Source organism: Corallococcus sp. AB018, from assembly GCF_003986945.1.
In the GTDB taxonomy this organism is placed as follows: Bacteria; Myxococcota; Myxococcia; order Myxococcales; family Myxococcaceae; genus Corallococcus; species Corallococcus exiguus.
This window is the reverse complement of sequence record NZ_RAWR01000007.1, coordinates 40,802-56,105: the sequence shown is the minus strand read 5'-3', so window position 1 is coordinate 56,105 and position 15,304 is coordinate 40,802. Positions and strand designations below refer to the sequence as shown.

The window sequence follows — 15,304 nt, the reverse complement described above, 5'->3', positions numbered from 1 at the left end:
GAGTAAGAAGTTAAGCAGCGAACCGCGCCGCCTGCCGACCTTTTTTCGCCGTCCGAAGGGAGTCAGGCAGCCAGGCGCTCTGCCCCTCCATCCCACCGGGTGGCCACGCCAGCGTGGGCATCCCACCGTACCGCCACGGAAGTCCTACCCACACCCCTGACTTCAGGGAGGAGTGACGCACCATGGCGAACAAGAAGAACGAGGACGTGAAGCCGGTGAAGCACGTGGAAGCCACGCGTCCAGAGCCGTGGCCTGGCATCCAGGGCCGCAGCCGCGAGCACGAGGAAGACCTGGAGACGGGCACGCGCCGCGCGGAACAGGCGGACGTCACGGAGGCCCAGCGCAAGTTGGAGAAGGACGTCGAGTCGGACGAGCCGACGCGGGAGTAGTCCAGGCCAAGCCCCGCCCCCGTGCGTGTCACACGGGGGCGGAGGCGGCGGACCGCTCGACCGCTAGAACAACAGCCGCGACGGGTGCTCCAGCAGCCCCTTCAGCTCGCGGAGGTACTCCGCGCCGGTGGCCCCGTCGATGACGCGGTGGTCACCCGACAGCGTCACCGTCATCATCTTGCGCACCGCCAGCTGGCCGTCGCGCACCACGGCCTTCTCCGCCACGGCGCCCACCGCGATGATGGCGGACTGGGGCGGGTTGATGACGGCGATGAACTGGTCGATGCCGTACATGCCCAGGTTGCTCACCGTGAGCGAGCCGCCCGTGTACTCGGCGGGCTTCAGCGAGCGCTTGCGGGCGCGCTCCGCCATGTCGCGGGACTCGGCGGAGATGGCCTGCAGGCCCTTGAGGTCCGCGTCGCGGATGATGGGGGTGATGAGCCCATCCTCGATGGCGACGGCGATGCCCACGTCCACGGTGCCGAAGTGCAGCACCTGGTCGCCCTGGAGCGACACGTTCATCTTCGGTGAACGGCGCAGCGCGATGGCCGCCGCCTTCACGATGATGTCGTTGACGGACACCTTGAGGTCCAGTGCCTTGGCCTCCTCGCGGATCTTCACCGCGGCGTCCATCTCCACTTCCACCGTGAGGTAGAAGTGCGGCACGCCGGGCTTCACTTCCGACATGCGCTGGCCAATGACCTTGCGCATGGAGGACATGGGCACCGCCTGCGGCTCCGGACGCGTACCGAAGGCGCGAACCTCCGGCTGCGCTCCGGCCTTCTTCGCCGCCGGCGCCTGCGCGGGAGCCTTCGCCAGGCCCTGGCCCAGCGCCTGCTCCACGTCGCGCTTCACCACGCGGCCCAGCGGGCCCGTGCCGCGCACCTGGCTGATGTCCAGCCCGCGATCCTGGGCCATGCGCTTCGCCAGGGGGCTGGCGCGCAGCCGGCCGCCAGCGCCACCACCGGCTGCCGGAGCCTGGGGCTCGCGGCGCAGCGGAACGACCTGTCCTCCGGCGGGCGCGGACGGAGCCGCGGCGGCGGGGGCCTTCGGAGCCTGGGGCGCGGCCGCCGGAGCGGAGGCCCCGGCCTTGGCGCCCTTGGGCGTGAGGAACGCGATGGGCGCGCCGACCTTGGCCATGTCGCCATCGCGCACGGTGATGCGCGCGAGCGTGCCGTCGTCGTACGCCTCCACCTCGAGGTTGGACTTATCCGTCTCCACCTCGGCGATGGCGTCCCCGGAGGAGACCTTGTCCCCCTCCTTCTTCAGCCACTTGACGATCTTCCCCTCCGTCATCGTCGGGGAGAGGGAGGGCATCAGGATGGCAATCCCCTCGCCCGCGCCGCTGGCGGCGGGAGCCGGGGCCTGCTCGGGAGGCTTCGCAGCGGCGGGAGCGGCGGCCTTGGGGGCCTCCGCCTTCTGGGGCGCCGGAGCCGAAGGCGCACCACTGGTGGCCTTCTCACCCTTGGCGCCGAGGAAGCCGATGGGCGAACCCACCGCGGCGACCTCGCCCTCGGGCACGGCGATTTGGATGAGGTAACCGTCGTCGAAGGCTTCCACCTCGAGGTTGGACTTGTCCGTCTCAACCTCGGCGATGGCGTCTCCGGAGGAGATCTTGTCTCCCACCTTCTTCAGCCATTTGACGATCTTCCCCTCCTTCATCGTCGGGGAAAGGCTGGGCATCTGGATGGGCGTCGCCATACGCGTTCAGGCTCCCTCGCGGTACAGGACCTTCTTGATGGCAGCGATGATCTTGGGCGCGTCCGGCTGGGTCGCGTTCTCCAGGTTCGCCGCATAGGACATGTTCACATCCAACCCGGTGACGCGCGCGACGGGCGCGTCCAGGTCGTCGAACGCCTGGGACTGGATGAGGTCCACCACGGACGCGCCAATACCGGCCAGCGCCCAGCCCTCCTCGCAGATGACCACGCGGTTCGTCTTGCGCACGCTCGCGAGGATGGCCTCCTCGTCCAGGGGCCGCAGGGTGCGCAGATCCAGCACCTCCACGCTGATGCCTTCCTTCGCCAGGGCCTCCGCGGCCTCCATGCAGAAGTAGTACATCCGGCTCCAGGTGATCAGCGTGACGTCCGTGCCCTCACGCTTCACGTCCGCCTTGCCCAGGGGGACGATGTGCTCGCCCTCCGGCACCTCGCCCTTGATGGCGTAGAGGCGCTCGCCCTCGAACATGACCACCGGGTTCTCGTCCCGGATGGCGCTCTTGAGCATGCCCTTGGCGTCCGCCGGGGTCGCCGGGGCAATCACCTTCAGGCCGGGGAAGTGCGCGTAGTTGGCCTCCAGCGACTGGCTGTGCTGGCTGGAGAGCCGGCCGCCCGCGCCACCCGGGCCGCGGAACACGATGGGGCAGCGCAGCTGGCCGCCGCTCATGTGGCGCAGCTTGGCCGCGTTGTTGACGATCTGGTCCATCGCCAGGATGGCGAAGTTCCAGGTCATCATCTCCACCACCGGGCGCAGACCCACCGCCGCCGCGCCCACGGAGAGACCCGTGAAGCCCAGCTCACTGATGGGCGCGTCGATGATGCGCGCGCTCCCGAACTTGTCCAGCAGGCCCTGGGACACCTTGAAAGCGCCGTTGTAGCGGCCCACTTCCTCGCCAATGAGGAACACATTGGCGTCGCGCTCCATCTCTTCGGCGAGCGCCTGGTTCAACGCTTCGCGATACATCAACTCGGGCATCGTCGGCTCCGAACTCGAATCTCGAAAGGGTAGTGGCTTGAGGGAACGTGAGCGCTAGCGGATCAGGCCCGCCTTCTTGTCCGCCTGCTCGGCCTCGGCGCGGGGCTCCAGGTCCCAGGTCACCTTCAGCTCCTGGCCCGTCGGGTAGCTCGGCCAGTTGGTGACCTTCACGCCCAGCACGCGCTCGCGCGGGCGCACGTCCTGCTCGCCCTCCTCCACGATGGTGTCGCGCCACAGCTCGTCCACGCTGGGCTCGGGCGACTCGTCGGCGAACTTCACCGCCGCGTCCACCGCGCGCTTCTCCTCTTCCTCGATGGCCTCGAAGTCCGCGTCGGTGAGGTTGAAGCCCTGCTTCATCGCGAACTCGCGCAGCTTCGGGATGGGGTCGCCCTTGCGCTCTTCCTCCACCTCCTGCTTGGTGCGGTAGTTCGCCGGGTCCGCCATCGAGTGGCCGCGGAAGCGGTAGGTGTTCGCCTCCATCAGCACGGGGCCCTTGCCCGCGCGGCAGTACTCGGCGGCGTCCTTCACCGCCTCGTACATCTTGAGGACGTCCATGCCGTCCACCGCTTCACCGCGCATGCCGTACGCGGAGGCGCGCTTGTGGATCTCCGGCACCGCGGACGTGCGCGCGATGGCCGTGCCCATGCCGTAGCGGTTGTTCTCGCAGATGTAGATGACCGGCAGCTTCCACTTCTGCGCCATGTTGAAGGTTTCGTGGAACGCGCCCTGGTTGGCGGCCGCGTCGCCGAAGAAGCACACCGTGACGCGGTCTTCGTTGCGGTAACGGCTGGCGAAGGCCATGCCCGCCGCGAGCGGAATCTGCCCGCCGACGATGCCGTAGCCTCCGTAGAAGTGGTGCTCGATGTCGAAGATGTGCATCGAGCCGCCCTTGCCCTTGCTGTAGCCGGAGCCCCGGCCGAACAGCTCCGCCATGACCATCCCGGCGTCGCTGCCACGCGCCAGCGGCTGGCCGTGGTCGCGGTAGGCGGACAGCATGTAGTCATCCGGGCGGATGGCCTCGTTGCAGCCCACCGCCACGGCCTCCTGGCCGATGTAGAGGTGGCAGAAGCCGGCGATCTTCCCCAGTGTGTACTGCTGGCCGGCCCGCTCCTCGAAGCGGCGCAGGAGGTACATCTTCCGGTACATCGTCAACAACAGGTTCTTCGAGTACGCGCTGGCCACCGCGGCATGCCTCCGTCTGGGCCGCCCCTTGAAGACCCGAGGGGGAAGGGCGGCGAACGCCGTGCGCCTCTTAGCGCGCGGCCAAGGGACTTCCAAAGCCTTTCAGAAACCGTCGTCCACCGTGCCTTTCTTTCAGGCGCGGTGCGTCACATCCTCCATGGAGAAATGCGGCACCGACACGATGCCATCCTTCAATTCCACGACCCGTCCCGAGTGGTCCGTGGCCAGGTGGATGACCGTCGCCTCCGGGAAGCGGTGACGGTAGTCATTGGCGTGCGTGGGTTCATTGTCGAACGCCGCCACCACGGTGCCCATGCGGCCCAGGCGCGCGTGCGCCTCGCGCTTGAAGGCGTCGTCGTTCTCCGCGAGCGTGGGCTTCATGACCAGGTGCACGCGCCCGTCCGCGCCGGGGGGCGTCACCATTCCGCAGCGCGCGAGGCATGACACGGTGCCTTCACGCATCGCTTCATGGCGGCCCGTCAGGTAGACGACCTGCGCGCCCGTGGCGGCCACCGCCTGCGTGAAGGCGGCCGCGCCGTCAATCGCCTCGTCGGAGACGCAGTAGGCGCTGGTGAAGAAGCGCTCCTGCCAGAAGGCGCGCGCGTCCGCATAGCGCTGCTCCACCTCCGCGTCCTCCATGCCGCACGCGCGCATGGCGGCGCGCATGTCCCAGCCGGTGTCCCAGTGGCGCGGCTCGCACACGGAGAGCAGGCTCAGGGACCGCGCGTCACCGTACTCGCGAAGGATGCGCGCCTGGCGGGGCCGGTTGTCGAAGAGGGTGGAGTCCAGGTCGAACGCCAGGACGGCCTGCGGACCGAGCGAGCGGGCCTTCTCCAGGATGCTTTGGAGCGTGTCGCGCCAGTCCGGCCGCACGCGCTGCTTGAGATCTTCAAATGCCATGGACGCCGGAAGATACATGCCCCCGGCGCGAGGCTGGCCATCAAATCACGCGCCCTGGCGCAACGCGGCCGGCCGGATGGGCAGCGACCCCGCGGGCTCCGAGGCCTCCACCCGAGCCTCTGGGGCCCGGGCGAAGTTCTGCATGCGCTGGATGCCGTTGCGATCCAACACCAGGCGGACCAGCTGCGCGGATTCATGACGCACGCCGTCCTCCATCACCGTGAAGCGGAAGACCAGGTCCACCGGGTAGCGCTTCGCGCCGCGGATGTGGCCCACGGAGAAGTCCTCCAGGTCCACGTACTCCAGCGCGAACTCCGGCTCGTCCATGTCGCGCAGGAAGCGCCCCACGTTCAGCCGGAGGATGTCCGTGACGCCCGTGAGGCCGCGCTCGGAGCGGGGCAGCAGGCGCGCGTCCAGCACGATGCGCTTCTGGTAGCGGATCACGGCTTCCGACAGCTCGCCCTGGGACACGGTGAGGAAGTCATCCTGCAGCCGCAGCGACGACACCGCCTGCGGCACCTTCACCGCCGCGCCGTAGTCCACGCGCTCCTCGCAGATGCCAATGGCGCGCGCCGTGACGGGGTCCACCAGGTCCGTGGTGCGGTCGTACAGGTGCGTGGCGGCCACGCGGCTGAACATGCGCCGCAGCCCTTCCTTGATGCGGTCCTTCATCATGTAGCCGACCACGGCCACCAGGAAGAAGTTGAGGCTCACCTGCGTGAAGCGGACCTGCGCCCAGAGCGCCACCGACGTGGCGAAGGCCATGGCCACGCCCGCCGCGATGGCGAACAGCACCTCCTCCCAGCCCTGCCGCCGCTGGCGACGGCGCGAGGACAGGAAGAGCACGTTCATGCAGAACTTCTTCAGGAAGCCCAGCCGCTGCATGTACTCCTCGTTGTCCCCGGTGGGGCTCAACACGGAGCGCAGCCGGTGCTCCTTGCGATAGGACTCCTCGCGCAGCACCGCCTCCATCAGCCCCTTGCGCAAGGGCAGCCACGGCCCCGTGCGCGGCAGCGCGTCCATGTCCGCCACCGCGCGGCGGAAGAACTGCTCCACCAGCAGGCTCACGTACTCGTCCACCAGCCGCAGCGACGCGCGCGTCTTCTCCTGGAGCTTCGCCTCACCGGTGGCGCGCAGCCACGCACGGAAGCGCTCCAGCACCACGGGCACGGACTCCCCCGCCTGCCGCACCACCGTCTCCAGGTCCACCCTTCCCGCCTCGCCCGTCTTGGCGTCACAGCGCGTCTCCACCGTGGTGGCGAACCTGCGCAGCGCGCCGCGCAGCACGCACGAGAAGAGCTTCGCCTGGTAGACGACGTCCGACTCCGGAGCCAGGCCAATGCGCTGCCACGCCTCCAGCTTCACCAGCGGCGAGCCCTCCGAGGACAGGAGCTCCCCCAGCCCCATCACCGGCGTCTTGAAGCGCACGTAGTTGTGGATGTCCGCGTAGAAGTCCGCGCGAGGGTACGTCTCCGCGTCGATGTTCAGACTCGACGGCAGGAAGAGGTAGGCCTCCACCAGGTAGCGCGTCTCATCCGCGCCCGTGGGCTGGTACTCGAGCTTGATCTCGAACTGCTTGCGATCGTGGACGTCGAATCGGCTGTGGAGCGCTTCAGGTACCTGGGACACAGACTCCAGTCTATGTCACAGGGCTGTCACACGGGAGTCACCCTCACTTCGGGGCAGTAGAGCGTCCGGGGGGGCACACCGGACGCCCTTCCGCTGGAGCCTCAACCGTTGGTGCCCGTACGAGAAGACGCACCCGGCACGGCGCCCGGGACGACGTCGCCCACCGGCAGGGGCGCCGCCTTGGGCTGGGGCTTCGCGTTCCACACCCGCGTCGCCAGCACCAGGCCCACGACGGCCAGCGGCAGCATGGCCAGGGGCCAGGGCTTCCAGTTGGCGGGGGCCTTCATGGCGTCGCCAGTGGGCAGGATGGCCCCGTAGACGAGCGCGTGGATGGCCGTGCCCGCGTACACCGCGCCGTCGATGATGCCCACCACGATGCCCGCGTTCTTCTTGCCGCCGAAGTCCATGGTGGCCGTGCCGGACAGCATGCCGTGCACGCCGATGACGCACAGGGACATGAACACCACGGACCAGCCGGCGCCCGGCGTCCCCAGGAGGAACACCGCGCCGACAGCGCCCAGGAGCAGGCCCGCGTAGAGCACCGCGGACACGGGGCCCCGGCGCGAGTCGAAGATGCGGTCGCTGATGACGCCCGCGAACATGCCGCCCAGGATGCCGGCGACGCACGACAGCATGCCCCAGTTGGAGGCCACGAAGCCGCCGGACTCCCCAATGGCCTTGGCGTACTTGGGGAACCACTGCATCACCGCGTTGCGCAGGAAGCCGCTGCAGAACTCCACGCCCAGGATGATGAGGATGACGCGGTTGCTCAACAGCTTGCCGAACATCTGCGGCACGGTGAGCGCCGGGCCCGTCTCCCCGCTGGAAGCGTCCGCCGTGTCGAAGTCCGGGTGGCCCGTCTGCGACGGCGTGTCGCGGATGACGAAGAAGTCCAGCACCAGGAAGCCCAGGAGTAGCGTCGCGGGCACGAAGAACACCCACCACACCGGCGCCGCGTCCGCGATGAAGCGGCACCAGTCGAACGCGAAGTACAGGCCCAGCGAGATGAGGATGCCGAACACGCCGCCCAGCTGGCCGCGCTCGCGCACGTGGAACCACGACGCGTTCACCTTGACGATGGAGACCGCGCCGAAGCTCTGGAAGTACATGTTCACGCTGTAGAGGAACGCGAGCCACGCCACCACGCCGCCCGGCGGGGCCCAGCCGTTCTTCAGCACCGCGTACACCAGCCCGCCCATGGCGATGTTCGCCACCGCGCTGCCGCCCGCGGACAGCAGGATGGTGAAGCGGCCGCCCAGCTTGTCCGTCAGCGGGCCATTGAGGAGGAAGGCCGCGCCGTAGGTCAGCGTCCCCCAGAAGAAGATGGTGGCGAAGTCCGCGTTGGACGTCTGCGCGCCCATGGCGCTGGTCGCCACGTTGACGTTGTAGCGCCCCATATAGAGGAACGCGTACGTCAGGCCCAGCGGGAACCAGTTGAAGAAGCGGCGGCGGCGGAACGCATCGGTATGCCCCAGCTCCACCTTCGGCAGCCGTGAGAGCACCAGGCCAATGGCCCCGAGCAGGATGACGATGGGGAGCAGCTGGGCCAGCCACGGGGGCAGCGACGACATGCGACGAACCTCGCCTGCAGGAGGAAGCGGAACGGGGCAACACCCTACCCCGTCCGTCCTCCCCCCGGAAACAGCAAGCGGCGTCAGGAAAGCCGGGCGAGCAGTCGCGTGAGGGACACCTCCGTCTTCGCGTCCGCGATGTCACCCCGACGGCACGCGTCCAGCACCGCGTTCAACGACCGCCACTGAAGGTGGATGCCCTCCTCCAATGGAGAGCCGTCCCCCTCCACCTCGCCCTGCGCCACGCCGGTGACGTCCACCGCGGCCGGGAAGACCTTCTCCGACAGGATGCCCGGCGCGAGGAAGAACGCGCCGCCCAACAGCTGGATGTCCTCCGGTCGCACCGTGTAGCCCGCCTCCTCCTTCACTTCTTCCGCCGCGCGGCGGCGAAGCCCCTCCTCACCTTTGTCAGCAGGCTCCAGCAGCCCCGCGACGATTTCCTCCACGCGCAGATGGCTCACCGTGTCAGGCACGGTCATGGACGCGGTCTGCTCGCGGCGGAAGTACGCCGCGGGGCGCAGGTTCATCCGCGTCAGGACTTCCACGTTTCCATCCGACGCACGGCGGTAGATGAGCACCGACACCGCGTCCAACCGGGGCCGGTCCACCACATCCACCCGGTACACCGGAGACGACGAGCCATCCGCACGCCGGTTGCGGCAGCGCAGCCGACGCACTCGGAGGAAACCCTCGTCACAACGCGCCGTGGCGGAGAAATCCTCGATGATCTCGATGTCAGTTACATTGGAACTGCTGGGACGCATGTCTGCCTGCTCTCCTGGTGTCCTGGTAGGTGGAGGTGCCACGGTGGCGTTGCTTGCCCGTGCACCCTTGATCCCGTAGGTTGCGCCGTCCTCAAGTCGTCACTCTCTACGAATCACGGATCCGCCACGAATGTGTCGCGCACTGCTCGGCCTCTTCTGCGCCTGCGCCCTGGCCCTCGCCTCGTGCATGCCTGTGCTGGAAGGCCAGGATTACCACCTCGAAGGTCAGGAGGTGCGGCTTACCCTCCTCCATACCTCTGACATCCACTCGCGGCTCGTCCCGTACGACTTCACGCCGCTGAAGACGGACCAGGACCTGGAGCTCATCCCGGAGGCCGGTCCCTTTGGCGGTGCCACGCGCATCGGGTCCATCCTCAAGCGCGAGCGCGCGAAGGGCGACCGCGTCCTGCACCTGGACTCTGGAGACTGCTTCCAGGGCGCGCCCATCTTCAACGTGAACACGGGCGAGGCGGAGTTCCGCTTCCTCTCCGAGACCCGTCTGGACGCCGCCGTGGTGGGCAACCACGAGTTCGACGCGGGCGCCCTCAACTTCGTCCAGAAGGCGCGCAATTTCGCCAACTTCCCGCTGCTGGCCGCCAACTACTACTGGGACGACCCGAAGACGACCGGCACCAACGGCGCCTCCATGGTGACCGCCCCCTACAGCATCCGGACGGTGAAGGGCCTGCGGGTGGGCGTCATCGGCATGGCGAACATCTCCTCGCTCAACTCCATCGTGGAGGGCGGCAACAGCCTCCAGGTGACGCCGCTGGAGCAGAACGAGGCCGCGCGCGCCTACGTGGAGCTGCTGCGCCCGGTGACGGACCTGATTGTCATCGTCAGCCACCTGGGCCTCACCGAGGACCAGGATCTCATCCAGGGCTACGAGGGCTACTATGAGTACGGCCGCGCCAAGCCCTTCATCAACCGCTCGCACGACGCGTGGAAGGTGCTGGAGTGGTTCGGGCCGGAAGGCAACGACAAGTCGGTGGTGCGCGTGCACATCGCGGGCGTCACCGGCATGGACGTCATCCTGGGCGGCCACCTGCACGTGGTGCTCAACCCGCCGCAGCTGGTGACGGACCCCGCCGGCCGCAAGGTCGTGCTGTCGCACTCGGGCGCGTTCGCCAAGTACGTGGGCCGCCTGGAGCTGGTCGTGAAGATGCCCAACCAGCTGGGCGAGGGCGAGGGCGCCGAGGTCGTCAGCCAGGACTACCACGCGTTCCCGGTGGACGCGCTCTGGTGCAACGAGGCGATGCGCAAGTACCGCTTCGACGACAACATCTTCTGGGACCCGGGCGAGTTCATCAACGCGCCGGGCGTGCGCGAGGCCATCGCCGAGTGCGGCCGTCAGGAGGACGCGCAGGTGACGGACCTGCTCATCCCGTACCTGCTGGGCATGGACGTGAAGCTGCAGCTCACCTCCATCTTCTCCTACGCCCCCCTGGACGTGCAGCGGCGCAACAACTCCAACGGCGGTGACTCGCCGCTGGGCAACATCGCCGCGGACTCCATGCGCAAGCGCAACCGCGTGGAGGCGGAGATGGCGCTCACCAACTCCCTGGGCATCCGCGACAACCTCTACGCGGGCGTGGTGACGCAGGAGGCGATGTTCAACGTGTTCCCCTTCGAGAACACCATCAACATCATGTACCTGTCCGGCGCGGAGATGCAGGAGATGTTCGACTTCGTCACCGAGCGCTCCGCGGAGCGCGGGTGCGTGAGCCAGGCGCAGGTCTCCGGCGCCCGCTTCACCATGGACTGTGCCCAGGTGCAGCTCAACGACCTGCGCGTCGCGTGCACCCCGGCCACGGTGGCCACCGCCTGCCCCCAGGAGAACCGCGAGGGCCACGCGCCCTGGCAGTGCCTGGAGGACACCGCGGGTTCGCGCTGCTGGGCGCACCCGGGCATCAACATCGAGATCAACGGCCGGCCGCTGGACACCAACGGCACGTACAAGGTCGCGGTGAACGACTACATCGCCAAGGGCGGCTCCGGCTTCACGGTGCTCAAGCGCAACACCACGCGCATCGAGACGGGCATCAGCCTGCGCGACTCGCTCATCGGCTACATGCAGGGCTTCTGCAACTGCGACGACCTGCTCAACGGCCGGGAGACGTCCAGCAACGGCACGCGCTGCGGCTCGCTGGTCGGCGGCAAGTGGACGGTGGACGAGAAGACGCTGAACTCCTGCAAGGTGTCCAAGGCCTTCGAGGAAGGGCTCGACAAGACCGTGGGCAGCTGCTCGTGCCGGGACCTGCTCAAGGTGACCGACAACGCCCAGGAGCAGCCGGCGGCCATGGCCCGGTGCGGCCTGGCGGACACGACGAAGCAGGCGGCCCTGGAGCAGTGCGCGCTGCCGCAAGGCCCCTACACCGGCCGCTGCACCTGCCGGGACCTGCTGACGGGGAACAACCCCACGTGCGGCAACGTGACGAGCCAGCTGCGTTCATTCTGTGAGAAGCCCACAGCCATGCCCATCGCGAGCGCCATCGAGGATGGCCGCATCGGGCGGAGGGTGAAGTAATGAAGCGACTCTTCCTGCTGTCCACGCTGGCCCTGGCGGCCGGCTGCTACACGAAGGAGTCCGAGGAGCCCACCGGACTCACGTCCTTCCGCGTGGAGGTGACGAGCATCACCACCGGGGGTTCCGCCGCGACGCTGCTGCCGGTGGTGAACGCCTGCGCCGGGAAGTACGGCAACGACCAGGCCGCGGTGCCGCCCGAGGTGCGTGGCACCACGGACTGCCCCTACACCCTGCCCCGGTCGGACGTGGACATCGGTCTGTCCATCACCGCGCTGGACGGCACCGGTGGGGAGATGACGACCTTCAACGGGCCGGTGTCCTTCCGGGTCATCCCGGGCGACCTCACCGGTGAGTACGGCCAGCGCTGGACGCAGCTCACCAACGGCAAGGGCACCGGCACCGTGCGCGTGGCCCACCTGTACGGCGAGACGCACGTCTGGGTGCAGGACCAGGACCTGGAGCTGGTCTACGCGGACGGCGGCGTCGTGGGCGACCTTTCCCAGCTGCCCCAGGAGCCGGCCACGCGCACCCTCGCGACCGGCCTGTCCCACGGCATCCGGTTCGAGGAGCCCTCCCTGGCCACCATCAACCTGCCCGAGGGCGGCTCGGAGACGAGCGTCTTCATCAAGCAGTTCATGCGCGTGGGCCGCAATCCGGAGTCCGGCGAGCCGCTGACGCAGAACTGCGACCCGTCCGACCCCAACAACGGCAAGCAGATGATGCTGCTGGTGACGGGCACGGACTCCAGCGGCTTCTACGTCACGGACATGACGGCCTGCCGCGTGCTGGAGAAGAGCGTCACGGGCGCGAACGTCCAGACCGCGGAGCCGGATGGCTTCAACCCGGGCCGCTTCAACAGCATCTACATCTACAACTACTCCTTCCCGGAAGGGCTGGACTCCGGCGACCTGCTCTGGACGCTGTCCGGCACGGTGGCGGAGTTCACCAACACCACGCAGATGAGCTTCCCCGCCTGGACGCTGCGGGAGAACGTGCGCCTGTTGCCGCAGGACCAGTGGAACAAGTACCTGGCCCAGGTGCCGCCCGTGGAGATCAACGGCCGGCTGTGCGGCTACAGCGGTTCGCCGTACCTGGACGACATCCTGTGCGGCTACAGCTACAAGAACTACAAGATGGAGAGCCTGGAGTCTTCGCTGGTGAAGCTGCGCCGGGTGAAGTTCCCCAAGGTGTTCCGCAACTGCGACGCCAACGGCAACAACGACATGCCCATGTTCTGCCCGGTGGGCAGCAGCGCGTCGCGCACCTGGCAGAACTGCTTCGAGGAGCCGCCGGATGATCCGGATCTCCCGGAGCGCCAGTGCGTCATCGACTGCACGCTGGGCATTGGCGAGTACGCCGGCACCATCTGCGCGGAGAAGACGACGTACACGAGCTTCGGTCAGTTCGTGGTGGAGATGAACGCCACCGGTCCCGCGTCCATGGGCATGGACGAGTCCGTCCCCAACCGCATCATGAACGTCAACGTGGGCACCACGCCCGTGCGGCCGGACAAGTCGCTGCCCCAGGGCTACCGGATGAACATCATCTGCACCCAGCCGGTGCACGCGCGCTTCGGCCCGGTGAGCGTGACGGCGGACCAGACGGACACGCTCATCGCGGCCAACACCCGCTTCGAGTACACCCTGAAGGGCTCCGAGGTGACGGTCGCGCTGGTGCGCGACGCCGCCGCCACGGCCAACGCCGCGTGCAAGGTCGCTCCGGACACGCGCTCGCGCATCAGCCTGCAGATCAAGGACGCGGTGCCGGACCTCAACCCGGACTGCAACGAGAACGATGCCGACGCGGCGAAGGCGCTCCAGTGCAAGCAGCTGCGCGCGGCCACCTTCGACGTCGTGGGTCACCTGAAGCACGTGGGTCCGGCGCGTCCGCGCTGGAACGTCCTGCCGAGAGACCAGGACGACCTGTGCTGCTACCCCGGGCCCGGGATGGAGTGCCCGAAGCCCATCAAGCCGTGCCCGTAGTCGCCATTCACCTTTGATTTGAGCAGTCGCATTGCGCGCCCCGGCGGTAAGCCGGGGCGCTGGGAGGAGCGGTCTCCCCCGGACCGCTTCCTGGAGGGAATTTGAAAACGTTGCAGACGCTGGCCCTGGCGGGCCTGACAACCCTTTCCGCGCCCGCTTGGGCCGGGGACTTCGTGGACACCCGTTTGTCGTTCGTCTTCGCGGACGACAACGTGCTGGCGGGCGCGGGAGAGACCACTCCCAACAGCCCGAACGCGCGCTTTGGCGCGGGCAACCAGAACACGCAGTTCTACGACAACTTCAACACCCGGTTCTCCGGCTTCGAGTCGCTGTCGAACGTCGTGCTCTACAAGCGCATGCCGGCGTTCTTCGAGGGCCTCACGACGGAGGCGGCCCTCACGCTGCTGGTGCTGGAGCGCCCGTCTGGCGGTGTCGACATCCTCGACAACTCCAGCTACGTGCGCCTGAACTACCAGCCGCCGGGCTGGGGTGAGAAGGAAGGCATCTCGCTCACCGGCTTCCCGGTGTCCGCGGACCGCTTCCGTCTGGGCTATGCGTACCGCATCTCCTGGGGCGGCAGCTCCATCTTCACCAACCGCGCGTCCGCGGCGGGTGTGCCGGGCGCCAAGTTCCAGGTGACGCGCGACCGCTGGTACGCGTACGTGGGCGGCAAGACGGCGCTGGTGCTCAACGACCTCATCCTGGAGCAGGAAACGCTCTACGGCGTGATGGCCGGCGCGGGCTGGGACATCCTGGAGACGCTGCGCGTGGAGGCCGGCGGCGGCTACTTCCAGAAGGGCATCGTCCCGGGTCTGGCGAACCAGTCCATCGAGGCGGGCGTCAACTCGGCCGGCGTGTCCGGGCAGGTCGTCTACCACGTGGGCGTGCCGGTGGGCACGAGCGTGGACTTCCGGCTCTACAAGAACGACCCGGAAATCTACCAGCGCTTCTTCGCGCCGGAGACGTACCCGGGTGGCCTGTCGTACTCCTTGTCGCTGGAGGGCAGCTACCTCACGCAGACCCTGCAGGACCCGGACAAGTTCGGCGCCACCAAGCCCCAGGGGGCCGTGGCGCTCGCCTTCCAGGGCCGCGCGAAGCTGAACCGGTTCCGCTTCAACGCGCTGGCGCTGGTGCGCAGCCTGTCCTTCATCCAGTTCGACGTGCCGGGCTTCCCCCCGTTCCAGGACTTCCCCACGGGCACGGTCCTGAAGCCTGAAGTCTTCGGCGCGCTGGGCGTGGACTACAACATCGAGAAGCTGCACCTGACGCCGGGCTTCATCATCGGCGCGCAGCAGCCGGCGTCCTTCCGCAGCCCGGTTCCGCTCGTGGGCGGCAGCAACCCGCCCCCCAGCCTCACCGGGACGCGCACGGTCGTGGTGCGTGACGCCAACCAGCTGAGCATCCTGCCCAGCACCTGCGGTGGCACCAGCGCCTGCGAGGCGGAGCTCATCTGGTCCGCGAAGGCCACCTTCCGGTGGGACCTGTCGGAGACGGTCGCGGCCGTGGGTGAGGTCTACTACACGTACGACACCAACCGGACCACGTTCGAGGACGACGTGACGGGCATCGCGCAGCCGAACTTCGAGAAGCCGCACGCGCTGGGCTTCAACACGCTGCTGCAGGCGCGCTTCTAGGCCGCCCTGCCCTCTTCGGGCAGCTTCGCAGG

General features: G+C 68.2%; 11 protein-coding genes. 4 read left to right on the top strand and 7 right to left on the bottom strand.

The window, feature by feature from the left end:
- Window positions 1–182 precede the first annotated feature (182 nt).
- Complete coding sequence (locus D7Y11_RS02895) at window positions 183–389, top strand: hypothetical protein (RefSeq protein ID WP_120574948.1); 207 nt, start codon at window positions 183–185, stop codon at window positions 387–389.
- A 63-nt stretch (window positions 390–452) separates the two neighbouring features.
- Here the strand turns inward: D7Y11_RS02895 and D7Y11_RS02890 are convergent, their stop codons facing one another.
- The 7 genes from D7Y11_RS02890 to D7Y11_RS02860 form a co-directional block, all read right to left on the bottom strand.
- Window positions 453–2,090, bottom strand: coding sequence for a pyruvate dehydrogenase complex dihydrolipoamide acetyltransferase (locus D7Y11_RS02890; protein ID WP_120574947.1), 1,638 nt, complete (start codon window positions 2,088–2,090; stop codon window positions 453–455).
- A 6-nt stretch (window positions 2,091–2,096) separates the two neighbouring features.
- Window positions 2,097–3,083, bottom strand: coding sequence for a pyruvate dehydrogenase complex E1 component subunit beta (locus D7Y11_RS02885; protein ID WP_120574946.1), 987 nt, complete (start codon window positions 3,081–3,083; stop codon window positions 2,097–2,099).
- A 54-nt stretch (window positions 3,084–3,137) separates the two neighbouring features.
- The gene (pdhA, locus tag D7Y11_RS02880) at window positions 3,138–4,265 is read right to left on the bottom strand and encodes a pyruvate dehydrogenase (acetyl-transferring) E1 component subunit alpha (RefSeq protein WP_120574945.1); all 1,128 of its coding nucleotides are present in this window, start codon (window positions 4,263–4,265) and stop codon (window positions 3,138–3,140) included.
- A 132-nt stretch (window positions 4,266–4,397) separates the two neighbouring features.
- Window positions 4,398–5,165 (bottom strand): hypothetical protein, encoded by a 768-nt coding sequence (locus tag D7Y11_RS02875; protein WP_120574971.1) that lies wholly within the window; start codon window positions 5,163–5,165, stop codon window positions 4,398–4,400.
- Between the two features lie 45 nt (window positions 5,166–5,210).
- Complete coding sequence (locus tag D7Y11_RS02870; protein WP_121751815.1) at window positions 5,211–6,794, bottom strand: hypothetical protein; 1,584 nt, start codon at window positions 6,792–6,794, stop codon at window positions 5,211–5,213.
- Window positions 6,795–6,895: 101 nt separating this feature from the next.
- Window positions 6,896–8,365, bottom strand: a complete 1,470-nt coding sequence (locus D7Y11_RS02865; protein ID WP_126932961.1) for an MFS transporter — start codon at window positions 8,363–8,365, stop codon at window positions 6,896–6,898.
- Window positions 8,366–8,448: 83 nt separating this feature from the next.
- Window positions 8,449–9,129, bottom strand: a complete 681-nt coding sequence (locus tag D7Y11_RS02860) for an NUDIX hydrolase (RefSeq protein ID WP_121751817.1) — start codon at window positions 9,127–9,129, stop codon at window positions 8,449–8,451.
- 232 nt (window positions 9,130–9,361) lie between these two features.
- Between D7Y11_RS02860 and D7Y11_RS02855 the strand changes: the two genes are divergently transcribed.
- The 3 genes from D7Y11_RS02855 to D7Y11_RS02845 all read left to right on the top strand — a co-directional run bounded on the left by D7Y11_RS02855 (window position 9,362) and on the right by D7Y11_RS02845 (window position 15,272).
- Entirely contained in the window at window positions 9,362–11,656 is a 2,295-nt protein-coding gene (locus D7Y11_RS02855; protein ID WP_233604824.1) for a bifunctional UDP-sugar hydrolase/5'-nucleotidase, read from the top strand.
- A complete protein-coding gene (locus D7Y11_RS02850; RefSeq protein WP_120574940.1) occupies window positions 11,656–13,638 on the top strand; it encodes a hypothetical protein in 1,983 nt (660 codons plus the stop codon). The genes D7Y11_RS02855 and D7Y11_RS02850 overlap by 1 nt, the downstream gene beginning before the upstream one ends.
- Before the next feature lie 101 nt (window positions 13,639–13,739).
- Window positions 13,740–15,272: a hypothetical protein gene (locus D7Y11_RS02845; RefSeq protein WP_169820980.1), complete on the top strand. Its 1,533-nt coding sequence runs from the start codon at window positions 13,740–13,742 to the stop codon at window positions 15,270–15,272.
- The last annotated feature ends 32 nt before the right edge of the window (window positions 15,273–15,304 follow it).

Excerpts from the sequence above, each read along its gene's own strand:
- D7Y11_RS02890 (WP_120574947.1), bottom strand. The coding sequence starts at position 2,090 with ATGGCGACGCCCATCCAGATGCCCAGCCTTTCCCCGACGATGAAGGAG.
- D7Y11_RS02865 (WP_126932961.1), bottom strand. The coding sequence starts at position 8,365 with ATGTCGTCGCTGCCCCCGTGGCTGGCCCAGCTGCTCCCCATCGTCATC.
- D7Y11_RS02875 (WP_120574971.1), bottom strand. The coding sequence starts at position 5,165 with ATGGCATTTGAAGATCTCAAGCAGCGCGTGCGGCCGGACTGGCGCGAC.
- D7Y11_RS02850 (WP_120574940.1), top strand. The coding sequence starts at position 11,656 with ATGAAGCGACTCTTCCTGCTGTCCACGCTGGCCCTGGCGGCCGGCTGC.
- D7Y11_RS02885 (WP_120574946.1), bottom strand. The coding sequence starts at position 3,083 with ATGCCCGAGTTGATGTATCGCGAAGCGTTGAACCAGGCGCTCGCCGAA.
- D7Y11_RS02860 (WP_121751817.1), bottom strand. The coding sequence starts at position 9,129 with ATGCGTCCCAGCAGTTCCAATGTAACTGACATCGAGATCATCGAGGAT.
- D7Y11_RS02895 (WP_120574948.1), top strand. The coding sequence starts at position 183 with ATGGCGAACAAGAAGAACGAGGACGTGAAGCCGGTGAAGCACGTGGAA.